The 20,123-nt window shown below is 66.8% G+C and carries 20 protein-coding genes and 2 tRNA genes; 9 read left to right on the forward strand and 13 right to left on the reverse strand.

Annotated elements, in window-relative coordinates:
• Position 1 precedes the first annotated feature (1 nt).
• The 5 genes from cydB (at position 2) to AC06FE_RS12240 (ending at position 2,960) form a co-directional block, all read left to right on the forward strand.
• Positions 2-1,153: a cytochrome d ubiquinol oxidase subunit II gene (gene cydB / locus AC06FE_RS12220; protein WP_478073169.1), complete on the forward strand. Its 1,152-nt coding sequence runs from the start codon at positions 2-4 to the stop codon at positions 1,151-1,153.
• 32 nt (positions 1,154-1,185) lie between these two features.
• Complete coding sequence (cydX, locus tag AC06FE_RS12225; RefSeq protein WP_132863011.1) at positions 1,186-1,296, forward strand: cytochrome bd-I oxidase subunit CydX; 111 nt, start codon at positions 1,186-1,188, stop codon at positions 1,294-1,296.
• Positions 1,297-1,356: 60 nt separating this feature from the next.
• Positions 1,357-1,433 (forward strand) — tRNA-Pro (locus AC06FE_RS12230).
• Positions 1,434-1,595: 162 nt separating this feature from the next.
• Positions 1,596-1,672 (forward strand) — tRNA-Pro (locus tag AC06FE_RS12235).
• Positions 1,673-1,754: 82 nt separating this feature from the next.
• A complete protein-coding gene (locus AC06FE_RS12240) occupies positions 1,755-2,960 on the forward strand; it encodes a CynX/NimT family MFS transporter (RefSeq protein WP_192286062.1) in 1,206 nt (401 codons plus the stop codon).
• A 24-nt stretch (positions 2,961-2,984) separates the two neighbouring features.
• Here the strand turns inward: AC06FE_RS12240 and AC06FE_RS12245 are convergent, their stop codons facing one another.
• The 3 genes from AC06FE_RS12245 to AC06FE_RS12255 are packed head-to-tail and all read right to left on the reverse strand — an operon-like array spanning position 2,985 to position 5,682.
• Positions 2,985-4,241: a glutamate-5-semialdehyde dehydrogenase gene (locus AC06FE_RS12245; RefSeq protein ID WP_132863009.1), complete on the reverse strand. Its 1,257-nt coding sequence runs from the start codon at positions 4,239-4,241 to the stop codon at positions 2,985-2,987.
• Between the two features lie 30 nt (positions 4,242-4,271).
• On the reverse strand, positions 4,272-5,420 hold the full coding sequence (proB, locus tag AC06FE_RS12250; RefSeq protein WP_478073170.1) for a glutamate 5-kinase: 1,149 nt from the start codon (positions 5,418-5,420) through the stop codon (positions 4,272-4,274).
• A 4-nt stretch (positions 5,421-5,424) separates the two neighbouring features.
• Positions 5,425-5,682 (reverse strand): YciI family protein, encoded by a 258-nt coding sequence (locus tag AC06FE_RS12255; RefSeq protein WP_132863007.1) that lies wholly within the window; start codon positions 5,680-5,682, stop codon positions 5,425-5,427.
• Between the two features lie 63 nt (positions 5,683-5,745).
• On the opposite strand from AC06FE_RS12255, the gene AC06FE_RS12260 reads away from it, so the two are divergent.
• Positions 5,746-5,922: a hypothetical protein gene (locus AC06FE_RS12260; RefSeq protein WP_478073171.1), complete on the forward strand. Its 177-nt coding sequence runs from the start codon at positions 5,746-5,748 to the stop codon at positions 5,920-5,922.
• A 134-nt stretch (positions 5,923-6,056) separates the two neighbouring features.
• Here AC06FE_RS12260 and AC06FE_RS12265 read toward each other — a convergent pair whose 3' ends face one another.
• The 8 genes from AC06FE_RS12265 to AC06FE_RS12300 all read right to left on the reverse strand — a co-directional run bounded on the left by AC06FE_RS12265 (position 6,057) and on the right by AC06FE_RS12300 (position 14,883).
• On the reverse strand, positions 6,057-7,355 hold the full coding sequence (locus AC06FE_RS12265) for an argininosuccinate lyase (RefSeq protein WP_478073172.1): 1,299 nt from the start codon (positions 7,353-7,355) through the stop codon (positions 6,057-6,059).
• Between the two features lie 74 nt (positions 7,356-7,429).
• A complete protein-coding gene (gene argC / locus AC06FE_RS12270) occupies positions 7,430-8,383 on the reverse strand; it encodes an N-acetyl-gamma-glutamyl-phosphate reductase (protein WP_478073173.1) in 954 nt (317 codons plus the stop codon).
• Positions 8,380-8,988, reverse strand: a complete 609-nt coding sequence (locus AC06FE_RS12275) for a GNAT family N-acetyltransferase (protein WP_478073174.1) — start codon at positions 8,986-8,988, stop codon at positions 8,380-8,382. Before AC06FE_RS12275 ends, argC begins: the two co-directional genes overlap by 4 nt.
• Positions 8,989-8,992: 4 nt before the next feature.
• Positions 8,993-10,321: an acetylglutamate kinase gene (locus tag AC06FE_RS12280; RefSeq protein ID WP_478073175.1), complete on the reverse strand. Its 1,329-nt coding sequence runs from the start codon at positions 10,319-10,321 to the stop codon at positions 8,993-8,995.
• A 72-nt stretch (positions 10,322-10,393) separates the two neighbouring features.
• Positions 10,394-11,491: an acetylornithine deacetylase gene (locus AC06FE_RS12285; protein ID WP_192286070.1), complete on the reverse strand. Its 1,098-nt coding sequence runs from the start codon at positions 11,489-11,491 to the stop codon at positions 10,394-10,396.
• Between the two features lie 192 nt (positions 11,492-11,683).
• Positions 11,684-12,874, reverse strand: a complete 1,191-nt coding sequence (locus AC06FE_RS12290) for an argininosuccinate synthase (RefSeq protein ID WP_132863001.1) — start codon at positions 12,872-12,874, stop codon at positions 11,684-11,686.
• Positions 12,875-13,017: 143 nt separating this feature from the next.
• The gene (locus AC06FE_RS12295; RefSeq protein ID WP_192286072.1) at positions 13,018-14,028 is read right to left on the reverse strand and encodes an N-acetylornithine carbamoyltransferase; all 1,011 of its coding nucleotides are present in this window, start codon (positions 14,026-14,028) and stop codon (positions 13,018-13,020) included.
• Positions 14,029-14,331: 303 nt separating this feature from the next.
• On the reverse strand, positions 14,332-14,883 hold the full coding sequence (locus tag AC06FE_RS12300; protein ID WP_132862999.1) for a hypothetical protein: 552 nt from the start codon (positions 14,881-14,883) through the stop codon (positions 14,332-14,334).
• Between the two features lie 165 nt (positions 14,884-15,048).
• On the opposite strand from AC06FE_RS12300, the gene cysS reads away from it, so the two are divergent.
• From cysS to AC06FE_RS12315, 3 genes are all read left to right on the forward strand, one after another.
• Entirely contained in the window at positions 15,049-16,416 is a 1,368-nt protein-coding gene (gene cysS / locus AC06FE_RS12305; protein WP_478073176.1) for a cysteine--tRNA ligase, read from the forward strand.
• A gap of 198 nt (positions 16,417-16,614) precedes the next feature.
• A complete protein-coding gene (locus AC06FE_RS12310; protein ID WP_132862997.1) occupies positions 16,615-17,055 on the forward strand; it encodes a SufE family protein in 441 nt (146 codons plus the stop codon).
• The gene (locus AC06FE_RS12315) at positions 17,052-18,296 is read left to right on the forward strand and encodes an MFS transporter (protein ID WP_478073177.1); all 1,245 of its coding nucleotides are present in this window, start codon (positions 17,052-17,054) and stop codon (positions 18,294-18,296) included. Before AC06FE_RS12310 ends, AC06FE_RS12315 begins: the two co-directional genes overlap by 4 nt.
• Positions 18,297-18,470: 174 nt before the next feature.
• Here AC06FE_RS12315 and AC06FE_RS12320 read toward each other — a convergent pair whose 3' ends face one another.
• A complete protein-coding gene (locus AC06FE_RS12320) occupies positions 18,471-19,043 on the reverse strand; it encodes a nucleoside deaminase (protein ID WP_478073178.1) in 573 nt (190 codons plus the stop codon).
• Positions 18,997-20,082 (reverse strand): RNA polymerase-binding protein DksA, encoded by a 1,086-nt coding sequence (gene dksA, locus AC06FE_RS12325; protein WP_478073179.1) that lies wholly within the window; start codon positions 20,080-20,082, stop codon positions 18,997-18,999. Before dksA ends, AC06FE_RS12320 begins: the two co-directional genes overlap by 47 nt.
• Positions 20,083-20,123 lie beyond the last annotated feature (41 nt).

Here is a 20,123-nt window from a genome sequence, read left to right on the forward strand (position 1 = left end):
CATGGATTTCATTCTTCTGGACTACACGACGCTACGCGTGATCTGGTGGCTGCTGCTGGGCGTGCTGCTGATCGGCTTCGCGGTGATGGATGGTTTTGACCTGGGCGTCGGCGCGCTGCTGCCGTTCGTGGCCAGGACCGACGAGGAACGCCGCCTGGTGATCAACACCATCGGCCCGGTATGGGAAGGCAACCAGGTGTGGCTGGTGCTCGGTGGCGGCGCGATCTTCGCCGCCTGGCCGCCGCTGTACGCGGTGAGCTTCTCCGGCTTCTACCTGGCGATGTTCGTCATCCTGTTCGCCCTGATCCTGCGCCCGGTCGGCTTCAAGTACCGCGGCAAGATGCCCAGCCAGCGCTGGCGCAACAACTGGGACTGGGCACTGTTCATCGGTGGCTTCGTCCCGGCGCTGATCATGGGCGTGGCCGTGGGCAACGTGCTGCTGGGCGTCCCCTACCACTTCGATGACAGCCAGCGCGTCTGGTACACGGGCACGTTCTTCGGCCTGCTGACCCCGTTCGCCCTGCTGGCCGGCCTGCTCAGCGTCGCCATGCTGGTCTCGCACGGTGCCGCCATGCTGGTGCTCAAGACCGACGGCCCGGTGGCCGATCGTTCGGCCCGCTTCGGCAGCATCGCCGCCATCGTCAGCTTCGTGCTGTTCGCCGCCGGCGGTGCCTGGGTCGCACTGGGCCTGCCGGGCTATGCAATCACCTCGCAGGTGATCAGCGATGGGGCCAGCAACCCGCTGTTGAAGACCGCCGAACTGACCGCCGCCGGTGGCTGGATGCACAACTACAGCGCCATGCCGGCCACGATCCTGGCGCCGGTGGCGGGCCTGATCGGCGCACTGGCCAGTGCGGTGCTGCTGCGCAAGCGCCGTGGCGGCCTGGCCTTCATCGCCTCGGGCCTGTCGATCGCCGGCATCATCTTCACCGTCGGCTTCGCCATCTTCCCGTTCCTGCTGCCCTCCTCCAGCCAGCCGGGCTCCAGCCTGACGCTGTGGGACGCATCGTCCAGCCATCTGACGCTGTGGATCATGCTGCTGGCCACGGTGGTCTTCCTGCCGATCATCATCGGCTACACCACCTGGGTGTACCGCGTGCTGAAGGGCAAGACCACGCTGACGGAAATGGGTGAAAACCCGAACGCCTACTGATCCACATCCACGCTTTAGGAAGGAGACATCACATGTGGTATTTCGCCTGGATTCTGGGTGCTGGCCTTGCTTCGACCGTTGCCATCCTCAACGGCATGTGGTTCGAAGCACGCGAAGCGCGCAAGAGTGAAACAAAACGTTAAAAAAATGCGCTGAGGTATTGTCAGGAGCCCGGACTGAGCGTATCTTTCCGGGCTCCTTCACGGGGTGTAGCTCAGTCTGGTAGAGCGCTACGTTCGGGACGTAGAGGTCGCAGGTTCGAATCCTGTCTCCCCGACCAGGAGGTCGCATCGAAGCCTGGAAAACGGCGACGTTTTCCGGGCTTTTTTGTGGATGTACAAGCCGCCTTCGGGCGCACTGGAAGCAACCCTCCCGCGCGGTTGGCTTCCGGGGAAAACCACTTGCAAGACTGCGGGAACGCCGTTATCATAGGCGGCTCCTTCGGGGTGTAGCTCAGTCTGGTAGAGCGCTACGTTCGGGACGTAGAGGTCGCAGGTTCGAATCCTGTCTCCCCGACCAATTCAACAAAAGCCGGCCTCTGGCCGGCTTTTGTTTTAGGCGGGTTCCACACGGTGCCGGACCCGCCATGCCGGAGTTCGACATGTCTTCGCCCACCACCTCCCCCACCCCGGCCCCGCTGCTGCATGGCCGTCTGCTGGCGTTCGTCGCCATCGTGCTGGTTTCGGCCAACCTGCGCAGCGCGGTGACCTCGCTGACGCCCTTGCTGGACCGGCTGGGCCACGTCTTCGACTTCGGCAGCACCATGACCGGCGTGCTCGGCATGATGCCGACGGCCGCCTTCGCCGCCTTCGGCCTGGCGACGCCCCGCATCACCCGCGCCATCGGCCTGGAACGCACCGCCGTGCTGACCATGGTGCTGGCCACGCTGGGCCTGCTGCTGCGCGCGGCCTCCGGCAATGTCGGCATGCTGATGCTGGGCTCGGCAATCGCGCTGGCCGGCATGGGCATGGGCAACGTGGTGGTCCCGCCGCTGGTCAAGCGCTACTTCGCCGACCGCGTTGGTACGTTGAGCACGATCTACATCACCGTGCTGCAGGCCGGCACCATGATCCCCGCACTGCTGGCGGTGCCGATGGCCGATGCCTTCGATTGGCGCATCTCGCTGGGCATGTGGTCGCTGCTGTCGCTGGCCGCCCTGCTGCCATGGATCCTGCTCGCCCGGCAGGCACCCCGCGAAGCCGCCTCGGCAGCCACCGGCCACGCGCCGGGGCGTGTCTGGAAGACATCGCTGGGCTGGGGCATGGCACTGATGTTCGGCATGACCTCGCTGGGTACCTATTCCCTGTTCACCTGGCTGCCGAAGGTGATGGTGGAAGCCGGCGCCAGCGAAGCCTTCGGTGGCGTGATGGTGGCGGTGTACTCGGCGATCGGCCTGGCCCCTTCGCTGCTGGTGCCTGCGCTGGCGGTGCGCCTGCGCAATCCGTTCCCGATCGCGGTGATGGTGTTCGTGCTGAACATGATCGCCTTCGCCGGCCTGCTCTGGGCCCCGATGAAGGCCCCCTGGCTGTGGGCAATCATCGCCGGCCTGGGCCCTTCCACGTTCCCGCTGGGCCTGACGCTGATCAACCTGCGCACCCGCACCCAGGCCGGCTCGGCCGCACTGTCCGGCTTCATGCAGGGGGTGGGCTACAGCCTGGCCAGCCTTGGCCCGCTGCTGTTCGGCTGGCTGCACGGCGTCAGCGGTGGCTGGACCTGGTCGTTCGCCTTCCTCGCGCTGTGCTCGGTGGTGCTGACCACCGCCGCCTGGTTCGCCTGCAAGCCGCAGCAGCTGGAAGACCGCTGGTAAGGCGGCACCTCCCCTCGGCGGGTATCAACCCAACGGGTGCCGCACCTGGCCCTCGCCCTGCACCACGAAACGCTCCACCGTGAGCGCTTCCAGGCCCATCGGGCCATAGGAATGCAGGCGCGTGGTGGAAATGCCGATTTCCGCGCCCAGCCCCAGCTCACCGCCGTCGGAGAAGCGTGAGGAGGCGTTGACCATCACCACCGCCGAGCGCAATGCCTGCACGAATGCCTGGCCGTGTGCGGGCGTACCGGTGGCGATCACCTCGGTATGGTCGGAGGTGTACTGCTGGATATGCGCGATGGCAGCCTGCAGGTCCGGCACGATGCGGATGGCCAGGATCAGGTCCAGGTACTCGGCGGCGTAGTCGTCTTCCGTGGCGGCCAGCACGTCCGGCAGCACCGCGCGGGTGGCCACATCCCCCCGCAGCTCCACCCCGCGCTCGCGCAACGCCTGCGCCGCCGCCGGCAGGAAGCGCGCGGCGATGGCTTCATGCACCAGCAGTGTTTCCAGCGAATTGCAGGCCGCCGGACGCGAGACCTTGCCATCGACCAGCAGGCCGATCGCCAGATCGATATCGGCACTGTCATCGACGAACAGATGGCACACGCCCTTGTAGTGCTTGATCACCGGCACCCGCGCATGCTCGGCGACGAAGCGGATCAGGCCCTCGCCACCGCGCGGGATGGCCAGGTCGATGACGTCGTTGAGCTGCAGCAGTTCCAGCATGGTTTCGCGGCGCAGGTCCTCGACCAGGGTCAGCGCCGCTTCCGCCAAGCCGGCCTCGCGCAGGGCGCGCCGGAGGCTGGCGGCGATGGCGGTGTTGGAATGGATCGCCTCCGAACCGCCACGCAGGATCACGCCGTTGCCGGCCTTGATGCACAGCGCCGCCGCATCGGCGGTCACGTTCGGGCGCGCCTCGTAGATCATCGCGATCACCCCCAGCGGCACGCGCACCTTCTGCACGCGGATGCCATTGGGGCGTACATAGTCGCGGGTGACCTCGCCCACCGGGTCCGGCAGCGCCGCCACCTCGCGCAGCGCATTGGCCACACCGGCCAGGCGTGACGGGTTCAACGCCAACCGATCGAGCATCGCAGTGCCCACGCCCTTGTCGCGCGCGGCCTGCAGGTCCTTGTCGTTGGCCGCCAGGATGGCCGGCGCATCGGCCTCCAGTGCCGCCGCCATCGCCTGCAGCAGGTCGCCACGGGCCTGCGTGGAGAGACGGCCCAGTTGCAGGGCGGCATCACGGCATTGCAGGGCCAGGGTGCGGATATCACTCATGACGGTTCCCGTTGCGTTCGAAGGCTGACATCACAGCACCACCAGGTCATCGCGGTGGACCACGTTGTCGCCGTAGTTGTAACCAAGGATGGATTCGATCTCGCGCGTGTGGTGCTGGCTGATGCGGCGGATGTCCACCGCCGAATACTGGCTGACGCCGCGCGCGACCTTCTGCTGGCCCTGTACGTCGAACAGGCGTACCTCCACCATGTCGCCGCGCCGGAACTCACCTTCGGCGCCGAGCACGCCGCCGGGCAGCAGCGATGCACCTTTCTCGCGCAGCGCACGCGCGGCACCGGCGTCGATCAGGATCGCACCCGGTTCCAGTGGCGCATGCCGCAGCCAGTACTTGCGTGCGGCGATCCGCGACTGCCCGGCGTGCAGGCGGGTGCCGCGCAGCCGCCCCTGGGCCAGCCCACGCACCACGTCGCCATCCCGGCCGTTGAACAGGAAGGTATCGATCCCCGCCGCACCGGCCTTGGCCGCGGCCTGCAACTTGGTCTGCATGCCACCGGTCCCCACCGCGCTGCCGCTGCCACCGGCCATCGCCAGCACCTCCGGCGTCAGTTCCAGGACCTCGTTGATCGGCCGCGCATCGGGATTGCCGCGCGGGTCGGCGGTAAACAGGCCATCGATGTCGGTGGCGATGAACAAGGCATCGGCGTCCACCAGCGCGGCCACGATCGCGGCCAGATTGTCGTTGTCGCCCAGCTTCAGTTCATCCACCGAAACGGTGTCGTTCTCGTTGACCACCGGCAGCGCACCCAGCGCCAGCAACTCGGTGAGTGCGGCACGCGCGTTGAGATAGCGTCGGCGGTTGCGCAGGTCGTCGTGGGTCAGCAGCACCTGTGCCACCGGCCGTTCGAAGAAGCGCTGCCACAGCGCGATCAGCTGCGCCTGGCCCAACGCGGCCAGCGCCTGCCGTGCCGCCATCGCCGCACCGGCCTCGGCCGCCTTCGGCACGATGGCGCGCCCGGCCGCCACCGCGCCGGAGGACACGATCACCACCTCACGCCCGGCCAGCACATTGGCCGAGACGAACTGCGCCAAGCCCAGCGCGAAGCGTGGCGTCAGCCCACCGCCGTCGGCGGCGAGCAGGCTGCTGCCGACCTTGAGCACGGCCCGGCGCCACTGCGGCAGCGCTTGTTCGGTGAACGGCGAAAGTGAAGTCTGGATCATGGGATCAACGTGTATTCCACTCGTGGATGATCAGCTCGGAACTGCCGTGGAGGGCCAACGGATCGGCGGCGACGACGGCCTTGGCGGCTTCAAGAGTTTCGATGTTCTTCAAGACATAGGCGCCGCCGGTGCCATCGCTGAAGCCGCCGGTCAAGTACAGCTGGTCTTTCGCGTCGAGTGCGTTGAGGAAAGCGATGTGTGGGGCAATCACTGCATCGTCAAATGACGGCTTGCGCATTGCCAGTACGAGGTAGAGCTTCATTGCGTTCTCCTTTAGCTGCGCATGACACCACGACGAAAGCGAAGATGACACGATTGCTTTCGCTTGGAACTTGCTTTGGCTTTGGCTTTGGCTTTGGCTTTGACTTTGGCTTTGGCTTTGGCTTTGACTTTGGCTTTGACTTTGGCTTTGACTTTGGCTTTGACTTTGGCTGTTGCTTTGGCTGTTGCTTTGGCTGTCCCTTCTCCCGCCTGCGGGAGAAGGTGCCCGAAGGGCGGATGAGGGAGGCTTTGGACGTTGCCCAGCCAGGAGCTTCCCCTCGCCCCAACCCCTCCTCCGCAGGCGGGAGAGGGGCTTAAGCCGCAGCCGGAGCCAAGACCAAACCAGCACGGGCGCCCCAAGCGCCCGTGTCCACCTCAGCCCAGCAGCGCCGCCAGGCGTGCGTTGAGCTCGTCCAGACGCAGGTCCGCCGCCGCGCCGGGCGACACGCGCGCGGCCAGGCTGCCTTCGGGGGTACGCCCCTGCCCCGCCGTTTCCGACGCCGCCGCCGCGGCCTTGTAGGCATCGCGGAACGGCACGCCGGCCACGGCCGCTTCCACTGCCACGTCGGTGGCATACATGCCCGAATCAATGGCCGCACGGATGTGATCGTCCCGCCAGTCTAGGTTGGACAACAACGCCGGCAGCAGTTCCAGCGCCGCCAGGCCACGGCCGAAGCCGTGCACGATCGCGCCCTTGGAATTCTGCAGGTCGCGCTGGTAACCAGACGGCAGCGACAGCAACTGCTCGATCTCGGTGCGCGCGGCGGCGACGCTGGCGTGGGTGGCGCGCATCAGCTCGATCACGTCCGGGTTGCGCTTGTTCGGCATGATCGAGCTGCCGGTGGTGTACTGCGCCGGCAGCGCCACGAAGGCGAACTCGCCGGTGGTGAACAGCGACAGGTCCCAGGCGATGCGGCGCAGGTCCAGCGTGGCCCCGCCCAAGGCTTCCAGTGCAGCCAGCTCGAACTTGCCGCGCGAGAGCTGCGCATAGATCGGGCTGATCTGCATGCGTGCGAACTGCAGCGCCTGCGTGGTGTGGGCACGGTCCAGCGGCAGGTTGACGCCGTAGCCGGCCGCGGTACCCAGCGGGTTGGTGTCGATCAGGGCGCGGGTGTCGCGGGCACGCACGGCGTTGTCGATGAATGCCTCGGCCCAGCCGGCCCACCACATGCCCGCCGAGGACACCACGGCGCGCTGAATGTGGGTGTAGCCCGGCAGCGGCTGCTGCTGCTCGGCGGCAGCGCGGTCCAGCGCCACCCGCGCGACCTCGATGCTGATCTGCGCCACGCGCGCCAGCTTCTCCTTCAACCACAGGCGCGTGGCCACCAGGATCTGGTCGTTGCGGCTGCGGCCGGTGTGGATCTTGCGGCCGGCATCACCCAGGCGCTCGGTCAGGCGGGCCTCGATCGCCGAGTGGCAATCCTCGTACTGCTCGTCGAGCACGAACGCACCGCTGCGGAACTCCTCGGCCAGCGTGGCCAGTTCGCGCGTGAGCGCGGCCAGCTCGTCGGCGCTGAGGATGCCGATGTGCTGCAGGCCTTCGGCATGCGCCGCGCTGGCCTGGATATCGTGCAGGAAGAACTCGCGATCGAGGATGACGTCGTCGCCGGCCAGGAAGGTCTGGATCTTCGCGTCGACCGCGACGCCGGGTTTCTGCCAGAGCAGGTTGGTCATGGTGGTTTCTCGGAATCGAAAAGGTTTGCTATGGCTGTCTGTAGGAGCGGCCTTGGCCGCGCCTGCGAAACTCGTCACTGCGGGATGGCGGTCAACTCGTCCAGGCCCAGCGCGCGGTTGAGGTTCTGCAGCGCCTGGGTCGCGGCGCCCTTGAGCAGGTTGTCGATGGTCGCCACCACCACCACGCGCTTGTTGCCCGGCGCCATCGTGAAGCCGCCGATCTGCACGCCATGGGTGCCGGCGATGCGGCTCACCCATGGCGCCTCGTCCACGACTTCCACCAACGGCTCGCCGGCGTAGCGCTGCGTGTACAGCGCGACGATCTCCTCGCGCTTGAGCGGCTGTTGCAGCCACAGGTTCACGGTCATGGTGATGCCGCGGAAATGCGGCGCCACGTGCGGCATGAACTCCACCGGCACGCCGAGCTGGGTGGACACCTCGCGCTCGTGCACGTGGTTGGTCAACGCATACGGCATCAGGTTGTCGCGCAGCAGCTCGGGGTTGTTCTTGTCCGAGGGCGTGGTGCCGGCACCGGACCAACCCGACACGCCGAAGCACGTCGGCGGCCCGGCCAGCTGCGACAGCAGCGGCGCGATCGCCAGCTGCATCGCGGTGGCATAGCAGCCCGGGTTGCTGATCCGCTTCTGCCCGTCGTAACGGTTGCGGGTCAGCTCCGGCAGGCCGTAGTACCAGTGGTTGTCGAAGCGATAGTCCGCCGACAGGTCGACGATCACCGTGTCCGGCCTGGCTGCATCCAACGCCGCCACGAACGGTTCAGCCTTGCCGTTCGGCAACGCCAGCACCACCGCGTCCACGCCCTTGGCAGCGACTGCGTCGGCGTCCAGGCTCTCGTAGCGCAGTTCACCGGTGTAGGCATCGTTGTGGTCGGCCACGCGCTGCCCGGCCAGCTCGCGCGAGGACACGAACGCCAGTTCGATGTTCGGGTGTCCGGCTACCAGCTTGATCAGCTCGGTACCGGTGTAGCCGCGCGCGCCGACGATGCCCAGCGAGAATTTCTTGTCAGTCATGAATGCGAATCCAGCAGGAACTGCAGGTGGGCTTTCACCGCCGGCCATTCCGTATCGATGATGGAGAACACCACGGTATCGCGACGCGACCCGTCCGAATGGCGCTTGTGGCTGCGCAGCACGCCGTCCTGCTTCGCGCCCAGGCGGGCGATGGCCCGGCGCGAGTTATGGTTGAACCAGCTGGTCTCGAAGCCCACGCTGATGCAGCCCATCACCTGGAAGGCATGCTGCAGCAACAGCAGTTTGGCCTCGGTGTTGAGGCCGGTGCGCTGCACGCGCGGGTTGTACCAGGTGTAGCCGATGTTCAGGCGCGGCACGTCCGCTTCCAGCGCGTAGAAGCGGGTGCTGCCCACCGCCTCACCAGTGGCGTCCTTGACCACGAAGGCCAGCACCTTGCCCTGCGCCTGCACGTCCAGGGCGGCATCGACGTAGCCCTGCACCGCTTCGGGTGCCGGCACGTTGGTGTACCAGCAGCGCGACAGTTCACCGTCGCCCAGGGCAAGCTCCAATGCCGGCACGTGCGCCCGCTGCAACGGCTGCAGCCATGCATGCCGGCCCTTCAGTTCCGGCGGCGTATTCCAGAGGGTGTCCGAACCGATCTGCATCGCATCAATCCTGCAGGCTCGCCTTGCGCTCACCGCAATGCTTCACGTAGCCCTTGATGGCCTCGAAGTCATCGGCGCCGAACCAGAACACCTTCCAATGCCCCTGCTTGTAGCAGCCGTCGGATTCGGCGTAGTAGAAATGGTTGACCGGATTGCCGTTGCGCGAGCGCCAGAAAAGCTGGGGGGTTTCCTCCAGCATCACGTTCCAGACCGCGCGGCCCAGGCCTTCGCCCTGTGCGTCGTCCAGCACCGCGAACTTGTCCAGGTACACGCCTTCAGCCTCGTCGGTAAGGATCACCGCGGTGCGGTAGTTCTCGCTGACATAGGCGCGCAGCAGCTTGGTCTTCTCGAAGTAATCCGGCACCAGCGTGCGACCGAAGCTGGATTCGATCAGCTGCTTCAACCGCACGGTATCCAGCTCACCCCAGGAGGTGGCCTTGAGCACCTTCTCGCCGCGACGCACCAGCGTGCCCGAGCCCTTGTGCGTGAACAGCTCCTTGGCCAGGTCGGCCGGGCGCGTGATCGACACCGACGACTCCTCCGGCAGCTTGTCCAGCAGGTCCTTGATCTGCTCGATCTTGACCCGCATGCCACCATGGATCCACGGCTGTGCCATCAGCTGGTCGTACTCGGTAGACAGGTTGATCGAGGAGATCAGCGTGCCCTCCTCGTCCAGCAGCCCTCCGGTGCCGGTGAGGAAGATGATCTTGTACGGCTGCAGTTCCTGCACCAGCTCATTGGCGGCGAAGTCGGCGTTGACGTTGAGGATCTGCCCGCTCGGGGTTTCGCCGAGGCTGGTGATCACCGGGATCGAACCTGCGCGCAGGCTGGCCTCGATCGGCGCCAGGTTGACCCTCTTCACCTCGCCGACCAGGCCGTAGGTGTCCGGGTCCAGGTACTGCGCCTCGAATACGCCACCTGTGATCGAGGTGGCACGCGCCCCGTTCTGCTGCAGCGCCTCGACCAGCTTGAGGTTGGACTGCTGGAACACCTTGCGCACGATCGCCAGCGCTTCGGGCGTGGTCACGCGCAGGCCGTTGATGGTCTGCTTCTCGATGCCGGCCGCCGACAGTTCGGCGTCCAGCTGCGGGCCGGCGCCGTGCAGCACGATCGGGGTCAGGCCCACTTCCTGCAGGAACGACAGCGAGGAGGTCAGCGCCTCTAGGTCGTCGCGCAGCACCGCGCCGCCGACCTTGACCACGGCGAAGCGCTTGGCGTCCAGTTGCGAGAAACGCTTCAGGTACTGGCTGATCTCCTTCGCGCTGGCCATGCTCGAAAGCAGGCGGACGATGGTCTGGCGGGTCTGGCGATGGGGTTGCATGGCAGGGGACATTGCTTGCGTCTACAAGGCGACCACGACGGTCGCGGGGAAGAAGCCGGCGGCACGCCGCCGGGCCACTGCGGCTCAGGCGCCGCGTTGCAGGATGCTGTGCACCGATTCGACGTAACGCTGCAGCTGTTCCAGCGTGACGAACTCATCGGCGGTGTGGGCCTGGGCGATGTCACCCGGGCCGTACACCATCGTGGTGTAACCGCCGGCCGAGAACAGCGAGGCCTCGGTCCAGAAGTCAACGGCGTTGCCGATCGGCAGGCCCAGCTCGTCGGCGATGTCGCGCGCGGCCAGGCGGCGTTCCTCGGCCCGGGCGATGTCACCGGAGGGCAGGCTCGGGCCACGGAAGGTTTCCTCGAAATGCGCGGCCTGCGGCTCGGCGAAGCCGGCGAAGGTGGCCAGCAGCGCATCGATGTCCATCGACGGCAGTGGGCGGAAGCCGAAACGCAGCTCGGCTTCCGGCGCGATCATGTTGGCCTTGATGCCGCCTTCGACGCGGCCGATGTTGAAACGCAGGCCGGTCAGTCCACCGAAGCGCGCATGTGCCAGCGACTCGACGTGGTCCAGCGCTTTGCCGCCCCAACGCATGGCCTGGTGCAGTGCACTGGCCGACGGGTCCTGCTTGCCGGAGGCATGCCCGGCGCGGCCGGCGAACTTCATCAACACCGAGCTGATGCCGCGGTGCGCCAGCACCGCCTCGCTCATGGTCGGCTCGGCCACGAGCACCGCTTCATAAGGGATGCCGCGTGCCAGGAAGGCGGCGATGCAACGCGGGTCGTTGGCTTCCTCGTCGCTGGAGAACAGGAACGCGGCGTCGCCCTGGCTGGCATTGGCGGCGGCCACCAGTGCGGCGGCGGCCCCCTTGATGTCGCACACGCCCAGGCCGACCACGCGGTCGTCGAGGCGGCGCATCACGTGCGGGTTGGCGCTCCAGTGCGGGGAATCCGGCACCGTGTCCAGATGCACGTTGAACAGGAAACGGGGAGTGCCACGCACCGCGTACAGGCTGACCGCACCGGCACCGTGGTCGATCACCTCGACGTTGAAGCCCGGCAGGTGGTCGCGCAGGTAATCGAAGATGCCACCGGTGGTGATCGCACGCGGCGGGTTGCGGGTGTCGTAGGACACCAGCGCTTCGAGGTGCTGCAGGGTGGATTCGAGCAAGGTCGTCATGGTGGGCAGCGGCAGGTCATCAGGTCAGTGATCGAAGGCATCCCTTCCACCGCATGCGGGGGAAGGTGCCCGGAGGGCGGATGGGGGAGCCTTTTGCCCTGCCGCGTTTGCCTTGAGAGCAAACAACGACAGAAGCAGAAGCTACCCTCACCCCAACCCCTCTCCCGCACGCGGGAGAGGGACTTCAACGGCTCAGCGGTTGACCTGCGCGTACAGCGTCGAGCTCATGCCGAACAACTTGATGAAGCCTTCGGCTTCCTCCACGCCCCAGTCCGCCGACTGCGCGTAGGTCGCGCCCTTGGCGTTGAGGATGTACGGCGAGCGCACCGCCACCGCGTCGACGCGGCCACCGCGGGTTTCCAGCACCACTTCGCCGGTCACCTTGGCCTGGGAGGACTTCAGGAACGCCTCGATGTCGTACTTGAGCGGGTCGTGGTAGAAGCCTTCGTACACCAGCTCCACCCACTTGCGCGCCACTTCCGGCTTGAAGCGGTTCTGCTGCTTGGTCAGCACGGTGTCTTCCAGCGCGCGGTGCGCGGCCAGCAGCGAGACTAGGCCCGGTGCTTCGTACACGATGCGGCCCTTCAGGCCGATCACGGTGTCGCCGGTGTAGACGCCACGACCCACGCCATACGGCGCGAACAGCTTGTTGAGCTTGGCCAGGATCTGCTCACCCGGCAGCGCCTTGCCGTCCAGTTCAACAGCCACACCTTCGACGAACTTCAAGGTCACGGTCAACGGCTCGATCGGCCAGGCGCTGCGCGGTGCGCACCAGCCGCGTGCACCCTCGCCCGGGGCTTCCCACTTGTCGATCTCGCCGCCGGACATGGTCAGGCCCAGCAGGTTCTCGTTGATGGTGTAGGCCTGCTGCTTGGCACGCACGCCAAAGCCGCGCTCCTCCAAGTACTTCTGCTCGTAGGCGCGGGTCTGGGTGTGCTCCTTCTGGATCTCGCGGATCGGCGCGACGATCACGTAGTCGCCCTGCGCCTTCACCGCCAGGTCGAAGCGCACCTGGTCGTTGCCCATGCCGGTGCAGCCGTGGGCGATGATGTTGGTGCCCAGTTCGGCGGCGCGCTTGAGCGCGGCATCGACGATCAGGTAACGGTCGGACACCAGCAGCGGGTACTGGCCCTGGTAGGCCTCGCCAGCCCACACGAACGGCTTGACGAAGCCTTCCCAGATCGCCGGGCCACCGTCGACGGTGACATGGCTGGTGACGCCCAGTTCGGCGGCACGCTTCTCGATGAAGTCACGCTCCTCGGCATCCACGCCGCCGGTGTCGGCGAACACGGTGTGCACGTTGTAACCGCGCTCCTGCAGGTAGGGCACGCAGAAGCTGGTGTCGAGGCCGCCGGAGAAGGCGAGGACGATGTCTTTGCTCATGGGGAAGAAGTCTCTGCTGTTGATCTTTAAGCCCCTCTCCCTCCGGGGGAGGGGTTGGGGAGGGGGCGAACGAATGAAGGTGCATCTGGGGCAAGGCGTTACCCTCACCCCAACCCCTCTCCCTCGGGAGAGGGGCTCAAGCGTTACTTGCCGGCCAACGCCGCCATGATCGCCTTCTGCACATGCAGGCGATTCTCGGCTTCATTGATGGCGATACATTGCGGCGAATCCATGACAGCGTCGGTCGCCTTCACGTTGCGGCGCAGCGGCAGGCAATGGCTGAACACACCGTTGTTGGTCAGCGCCATCTTGGCTTCGTCGACGATGAAGTGCTTGTACTGGTCGCGGATCGGCTTCTCCGGCTCCCAGTTGCCGAAGAACGGCAGCGCGCCCCAGCTCTTGGCGTAGACCACGTCGGCACCGGCGTAGGCGCTGCGGATGTCATGGCTGACCTGCAGCGAACCGCCGCTCTCGGCCACGTTCTGCTCGGCCCAGCCCATGTAGCGCTCGTCCAGCACGTAATCCGGGGTCGGGCACAGCAGGGTCACGTCCATGCCCATGCGGGTGGCGATGGTCAGCGCCGAGTTGGCGACCGCCGTGTTCAGCGGCTTGGGGTGGTAGGTCCAGGTCAGCACGTACTTCTTGCCGCGCAGGTCGGTGGTGCCGAAATGCTCCTGCAGCGCCAGGATGTGGGCCAGCTCCTGGCACGGGTGGGTGATGGTCTCCATGTTGATGACCGGCACCGGCGAGTACTTGGCGAAGCTCTTGAGCACGATGTCCTGGCGGTCGTAGGCCCAGTCCACGAACTTCGGGAACGCGCGCACGCCGATCAGGTCGACGTAGCGGCCCAGCACCTTGGCCACCTCGGCGATGTGCTCCTCGGTGTCACCGTCCATCACCGTGCCCAGGTTGAACTCGATCGGCCACGCGTCCTTGCCCGGCTGCAACACCACGGCATGCCCGCCCAGCTGGAAGGCACCCAGCTCGAAGCTGGTGCGGGTACGCATGGAGGGGTTGAAGAACACCAGGGCGATCGACTTGCCCTTCAGCTCGTCACCCAGCTTGTTCTGCTTGAACCGCGTCGCCTGGGCGAGCAGTGCATCAAGGTCGGCCCGGCTCCAGTCCTGGGTGTTCAAGAAGTGCTTCAGAGACATCAATCCATCCTTTGCTGCGGGAAGTTGCCGTTGCCGGCGGTTGGATGCGCCGGGGCGCGACTCATTGCGTTTGAAACTTTTGGTGGCGCGAAAACGAAAAAACCCAGCCTGGGCTGGGTTTTCCGAACAGACAGCACGAAGCTCCGGCTTACCCAGCGAATATGTGGGATTCCGGTCGGCGGGCACGCGAGGTCATGCCGGAGGCCATCCGGGCGGTGCTGGTTTCGTGCTGGAAGCTGTTCGCCTTCATAGCGCCGAATACTCGCATGCGGCCCTGCGGCACGCAAGTGCCGCGGCGCAGCATCAGGGGATGCTCGGGGTGGTTTCGAACGACTGGCCGATATCCGGGGTGATCGACACCCGCAGTTTCAGGCGGTTGCCCGGATCTTCCGGCAGGCGCGAGCGGAACTTGATGCCCTTGTAGACGTAGTCCACGTCGTAGGCGATGGGCCTGCGGAACTCGCGGCCGACCTCGACGATCCTGCATTCGGGCGTCAGCAGCGCGCTGGCGCCGGGGTGATGGACCTGGCTGCTGTCCTCGACCGCCTCCTCGCCTTCCCCGCGCGTGAAGATGCCGCGCACCGAATCCCAGAAACGGCGGAAACCGCCCTTCTCCTCCTCGCCCTTGACCTGCACCGGGGCCAGCGTGCGGGTGGATACCGGCTCGCAGTGCTCTTCGGTACGGGTGGCGCGCAGGGTCTGGAAGACCGGCTCGACATTGAGCACCTGCGCATAGTCGTAGCGCACGTTCTCCATGATCACCACGCGATTGCGCTGGTCACCGTCCTGCGCCTGGGCCGCAACGGGACCGGCGGCGAACAGGCTGGCAAACAACAGAAACGGAGCGGATTTCATCAATGAATTCGATCAAGGCCCGGGATGGGGGGCAACAATAGTGTAGGCAGGCGAACTGCCCCGGGCCTGAACATTACCCATCCGCAGGCGTTCTGCCCAGCCCGGCTGTGCCCCGCCCGGCCCGGACCGCTAGAATTGGGCGATTCGTTCCTCCCCCGGAAGACCATGACCCTGCGCCTGCACAACAACCTGACGCGGCAGCTGGAGCCGTTCGCTCCGCTCGATCCCTCCGCCCCGACCATGTATGTGTGCGGCCCCACCGTCTACAACTACGTCCACATCGGGAATGCCCGTGGCCCGGTCGTCTTCGGGGTACTGGCCGACCTGCTGCGCCGCCGCCATGGTGCACTGCGCTACGCCCGCAACATCACCGACGTGGATGACAAGATCAACGCCGCGGCCAAGGAACAGGGCGTACCGATCTCGGCCATCACCGACCGTTTCGCCGCGGCTTACCGCGAGGACATGGCTGCGCTGGGCGTGGTCCCGCCGGACATCGAGCCGGAAGCCACCGCGCATATCCCGCACATCATCGCGATGATCCAGGACCTGATCGACGGCGGCCACGCCTACGCGGCCGAGGGCCATGTGCTGTTCTCGGTGGGCAGCTTCAAGGACTACGGCAAGCTCTCGCGGCGTGACCCGGAGGAAATGCTGGCCGGCGCCCGCGTCGAGGTGGCCCCGTACAAGCGTGATGCCGGTGATTTCGTGCTGTGGAAGCCCTCCAGCGACGACCTGCCGGGCTGGGACTCGCCCTGGGGCCGTGGCCGACCGGGCTGGCACATCGAATGCTCGGCCATGGCCGCCGCCCACCTGGGCCCGACCATCGACATCCATGCCGGTGGCGTGGACCTGCAGTTCCCGCACCACGAGAACGAGATCGCGCAGAGCGAATGCGCCCATGGCGGGCAGACCTTCGCCCGCTTCTGGCTGCACAACGGCATGCTCAACTTCGGCGGCGCCAAGATGAGCAAGTCGCTGGGCAACATCGAGCGCGTCCACGACCTGGTCCGCCAGCACCCGCCGGAGGCCCTGCGCTATGCGCTGCTGTCGGCGCACTATCGGCAGCCGCTGGACTGGTCGGACAACCTGATCGAGCAGTCGGTCCGCACCCTGGACCGGCTGTACGGCACCCTGCGTGACCTGGCCGATGTCGAGGCGACCGCGCAGATCCCGGCCGCGGTCGAGGCGGCGCTGGACGATGACCTCAACACGCCGCTGGCACTGGCCGAAGTGGCGCGACTGGCGGCCGAGGCCCGCAAGGCCGAAAGCGCCCTGGACAAGGCCCGCCTGAAGCGCGAGCTGCTCGGTGCCGGCCTGGCGCTGGGCCTGCTGCAGCAGGCGCCGGCGGCGTGGTTCAGCCGCGGCGCCGAAGCCGGCGACGATGCCCGCATCCAGGCCTTGATCGACGAGCGCATCGCCGCCAAGAAGACCCGTGACTTTGCCCGTGCCGATGCCATCCGCGACCAGCTGGCGGCGGAGAACATCGTGCTGGAAGACACCCCGCAGGGCGTGCGGTGGAAGCGCGGCTGAGGCCTCTGTTTTCCCTCACCCCAACCCCTCTCCCGCGTGCGGGAGAGGGGTTCAGCCCAGCGCACGCTGAGGCGAAACTGAGCGACTGCAACGCTTGAAGCCCCTCTCCCGCACGCGGGAGAGGGGTTGGGGTGAGGGCAGAACCGCCCGCCCCACCGGCCCGCCCGTCAACTGGAGCGGGCAAGAACAGGAACCCCCATGACCGACACGATTTTCCCGCTCGAACCCACCCCCGCCGACGCCCAGGCCGCCATTGCCGACGAGTTCTCCTTCTTCGGCGACTGGTCCGAGCGCTACCAATACCTGATCGACCTCGGCCGCAAGTTGCCGACCTTCCCGGAAGAATGGAAGACCGAGGAGCACCGCCTGCTCGGCTGCCAGTCGATGGTCTGGATCGTCCCGGAAGGCAACGCCGACAAGCTGGTCTTCCATGCCATCAGTGATTCGGCCATCGTCTCGGGCCTGATCTACCTGGCCCTGCGCGTCTACTCCGGTCGCTCGGCCGCCGAGATCCTGGCCACCGAGCCGGACTACGTGGCCGCCATCGGCCTGGCCAAGCACCTCTCGCCGACCCGCAGCAACGGCCTGGCCGCGATGCTGGCCTTCATCCGCGAAACCGCCCAAGCGCAGTCGCGGTGAGCGCCCCCGTCGGCGACACCAGCGCCCTGGCCCTGCTGCGCCAGCCGGGCTTCGCGTCACTGCTGCTGTACCGTATCGCCGCGATGCTGTCCTACCAGATCGTCGCGGTCACGGTCGGCTGGCACATCTACGAGATCACCCGCAATCCGTTCTCGCTGGGCCTGATCGGCCTGGCCGAGGTGCTGCCGTTCTTCTGCGTGGCGCCGTTCGCCGGCTACCTGGTCGACCACCTGCCCCGCCGCAGGCTGGGCATGGCGGCCAGCCTCGGCCTGATCGCCACCGCAGTGGTGCTGGCAGCGGTGGCGATGGGCTGGCTGCCGTTCAAGGGCGTCTGGCCGATCTACCTGGCCATCGCGCTGACCGGCATGGTCCGCGCCTTCCTGTCACCGATCTACAACGCGCTGTTCGCGCGGGTGTTGGCACGCGAGCAGTTCGCGCGCGGGGCCGGCTTCGGCAGCGTGGTGTTCCAGACCGGCATGGTGGTCGGCCCGGCACTGGGCGGCGTGCTGGTCGGCTGGGGCGGCAAGGGCCTGTCCTATGGCGTGGCCGCGGTGATGGCTACCCTGGCGCTGCTCGCGCTGGCCTCGCTCCGGGTCAGCGAACCGCCCCCGCCGCAGACGCGCGCACCGATCTTCGCCAGCATCGCCGAAGGCGCGCGCTTCGTGCTGGGCAACCAGATCATGCTCGGCGCAATGGCGCTGGACATGTTCTCGGTGCTGCTGGGTGGCGTGGTGGCGATGCTGCCGGCCTTCATCCAGGAGATCCTGCACTACGGCCCGGAGGGCCTGGGCATCCTGCGCGCGGCGCCGGCGCTGGGCTCGATCTGCGTGGGGCTGTGGTTGGCGCGCCGGCCGTTGCAACGCAATGCCGGGCGCGTGCTGCTGTTCGCGGTGGCCGGCTTCGGCCTGTGCGTAATCGCCTTCGGGCTGTCCCAGCACTTCTGGCTGTCGGCGGCGATCCTGCTGTTCTATGGCGCCTGCGATGGTGTGTCGGTGGTGGTGCGCTCGACCATCCTCCAGCTGGCCACGCCGGATGAGATGCGCGGCCGGGTATCCTCGATCAACGGCATTTTCATCAGTTCGTCCAATGAGCTGGGCGCGTTCTATGCCGGCACCATGGCCCGTTGGCTGGGACTGGTCCCGGCGGTGGTCATCGGCGGCTGCGCGGTGCTTGGCGTGGCCGGGGTCACCGCTTGGAAGGCGCCGCAGCTGCGCCGGTTGAACCTGCGCGACCTGCAGTAAAGGCCTGCCCTCATCCGCCCTGCGGGCACCTTCTCCCGTCCACGGGAGAAGGGAGCGCCGACAACAGCCCGGCAGTCGGATGGACCCAAGCGTTCCATGCAATCTCGAACACCCTGCCTTCTCCCGCCTGCGGGAGAAGGTGCCCGCAGGGCGGATGAGGGCGCCGCTTGCCCGCTACGACTTCATTCCCCACTCCGCATACAGCCCCTGCTCGTCCGCCGGCTTCCATTGGCGCAGGCCGGAGGCCGGTGCCGCCGGTCCTTCGGCCAGGCGTGCGTACACCGCGCCGGTCGACAGGCCGAACGGCTCTGCGTCCTCATTCGAATAGGCGAACCAGGCCTGCTGGATCCCGCACAGGTACATCGCAGCCAGGCACATCGGGCACGGATGGCCGCTGGCATACACGCTGCAGCCATCCAGGCGCGGGCTCCCGAGCACAGCACTGGCCAGGCGGATGGCGCGCATCTCCGCGTGATCGGTCGGGTCGTGGCTGGCATGGATGCCGTTGGCCGCTTCGGCCAGCACCTTGCCGTCCTTCACCAGGACCGCACCGAATGGGCGCCCACCGGCGGCGATGTTCGCGCGCGCCAGTTCCAGCGCGCGGCGCATGAAAACGTCCTGCTCTGACATCTTCTCCCACCTCCAGAAAGACAGAACCCCGCCAGGGCGGGGTTCTGCAGGGTGCATCACGCCGGGACGATCAGTCGCCCTGCTGCTTCTGCAGGTGCTCCCAACGCTCCTGCGCATCAATCGTGCGCTCGGCGGTGAGACGGGCTTCCAGGCGGTCCAGGCCGATCTCTTCGCCGGTGTCCACGCAGTAGCCGTAATCTCCGGCTTCCAGGCGCTTGAGCGTGCTGTCGATCTTGCCGATCAGCTTGCGGTAGCGGTCGCGGGTACGCAGTTCCAGCGAGTTCTCGGTCTCACGGGTGGCGCGCTCGGCTTCATCGCCGATGTCACGCACTTCGTCGCGCAGGTTCTCGATGGTCTGCTTCGATTCCTCGACCAGGTCGGCGCGCCACTGCAGCAGGCGCTGGCGGAAGTACTCCTGCTGCAGCGTGCTCATGTACTCCTCGTCGGCGCTGGGCTTGTAGCCGGCCGGCAGGATCGGACGACCGGACGCTTCGTCGGTCTTGTATTCGACAACCTTGTACTTGCTGCGCGGTGCCGGGGCCGCCGAACGGGCGGTTACGGCAACCGCCACCTTGCCGACCGGACGGACGGCTGCAGGCGCTGCGGACTTGACGACGGTGGTTTTGACGGGGGATTTCGAAACAGGCACGGGATTCTTGATTTGCGGGGCCTTGGGCGCGGGCGTCGGCTTGGCGGCCGGCTTGGGGGCCGGTGCTGCAACCTTCTTGGCGACTTCGGCCGGGACAGGCTTGGCCGTCACCGGCTTGGCGGCCGGCTTCGGTACGGACTTGACCACGGGCGGGGTGGCCGGCGTCTTTGCGGGCTTGGCAGCGGGCTTGTCCGCCACCTTCTTTGCCGCGGGCTTGGCCACCGGCTTGGCGGGCACCTTCTTCGCAGGTGCTGCCGGCTTGGCAGCCGTTTTCTTGGCAACGGCGGGCTTGGGCGCCGCCTTCTTGGCCGGAGCCACCGGTTTGGCCACCGCCTTCTTGGCACCAGCCGCCTTCTTGGCGGGCGCTGCAGCCTTCTTGGCGGCCGGCTTGGCAGCCTTGGCGACCGGCTTCTTTTCAACCGGCTTGGACGCCGCCTTCTTGACTACAGGTTTGGCGGTTTTCTTGGCGACCTTGACGGCCTTCTTTGCAGGTTTTTTAGCAGCCACGAAACGCTCTTCCTTGTTTCCCCCGGGGCCCGGGAAAGCGG

It is taken from the genome of Stenotrophomonas sp. Steno-C18 (genome assembly GCF_056393195.1).

Bases quoted from the DNA above. Each gene is read 5' to 3' on its own strand.
- argC (WP_478073173.1), bottom strand. From the start codon at position 8,383: ATGACTGACAAGAAATTCTCGCTGGGCATCGTCGGCGCGCGCGGCTAC.
- cydB (WP_478073169.1), top strand. From the start codon at position 2: ATGGATTTCATTCTTCTGGACTACACGACGCTACGCGTGATCTGGTGG.
- AC06FE_RS12280 (WP_478073175.1), bottom strand. From the start codon at position 10,321: ATGTCCCCTGCCATGCAACCCCATCGCCAGACCCGCCAGACCATCGTC.
- proB (WP_478073170.1), bottom strand. From the start codon at position 5,420: ATGATCCAGACTTCACTTTCGCCGTTCACCGAACAAGCGCTGCCGCAG.
- AC06FE_RS12300 (WP_132862999.1), bottom strand. From the start codon at position 14,883: ATGAAATCCGCTCCGTTTCTGTTGTTTGCCAGCCTGTTCGCCGCCGGT.
- AC06FE_RS12255 (WP_132863007.1), bottom strand. From the start codon at position 5,682: ATGAAGCTCTACCTCGTACTGGCAATGCGCAAGCCGTCATTTGACGAT.
- cysS (WP_478073176.1), top strand. From the start codon at position 15,049: ATGACCCTGCGCCTGCACAACAACCTGACGCGGCAGCTGGAGCCGTTC.
- AC06FE_RS12285 (WP_192286070.1), bottom strand. From the start codon at position 11,491: ATGACGACCTTGCTCGAATCCACCCTGCAGCACCTCGAAGCGCTGGTG.
- AC06FE_RS12320 (WP_478073178.1), bottom strand. From the start codon at position 19,043: ATGCGCAGGAGCGTTGGGAGCACCTGCAGAAGCAGCAGGGCGACTGAT.
- AC06FE_RS12245 (WP_132863009.1), bottom strand. From the start codon at position 4,241: ATGAGTGATATCCGCACCCTGGCCCTGCAATGCCGTGATGCCGCCCTG.
- AC06FE_RS12290 (WP_132863001.1), bottom strand. From the start codon at position 12,874: ATGAGCAAAGACATCGTCCTCGCCTTCTCCGGCGGCCTCGACACCAGC.
- AC06FE_RS12275 (WP_478073174.1), bottom strand. From the start codon at position 8,988: ATGCAGATCGGTTCGGACACCCTCTGGAATACGCCGCCGGAACTGAAG.
- AC06FE_RS12310 (WP_132862997.1), top strand. From the start codon at position 16,615: ATGACCGACACGATTTTCCCGCTCGAACCCACCCCCGCCGACGCCCAG.
- AC06FE_RS12240 (WP_192286062.1), top strand. From the start codon at position 1,755: ATGTCTTCGCCCACCACCTCCCCCACCCCGGCCCCGCTGCTGCATGGC.
- cydX (WP_132863011.1), top strand. From the start codon at position 1,186: ATGTGGTATTTCGCCTGGATTCTGGGTGCTGGCCTTGCTTCGACCGTT.
- AC06FE_RS12265 (WP_478073172.1), bottom strand. From the start codon at position 7,355: ATGACCAACCTGCTCTGGCAGAAACCCGGCGTCGCGGTCGACGCGAAG.
- AC06FE_RS12295 (WP_192286072.1), bottom strand. From the start codon at position 14,028: ATGTCTCTGAAGCACTTCTTGAACACCCAGGACTGGAGCCGGGCCGAC.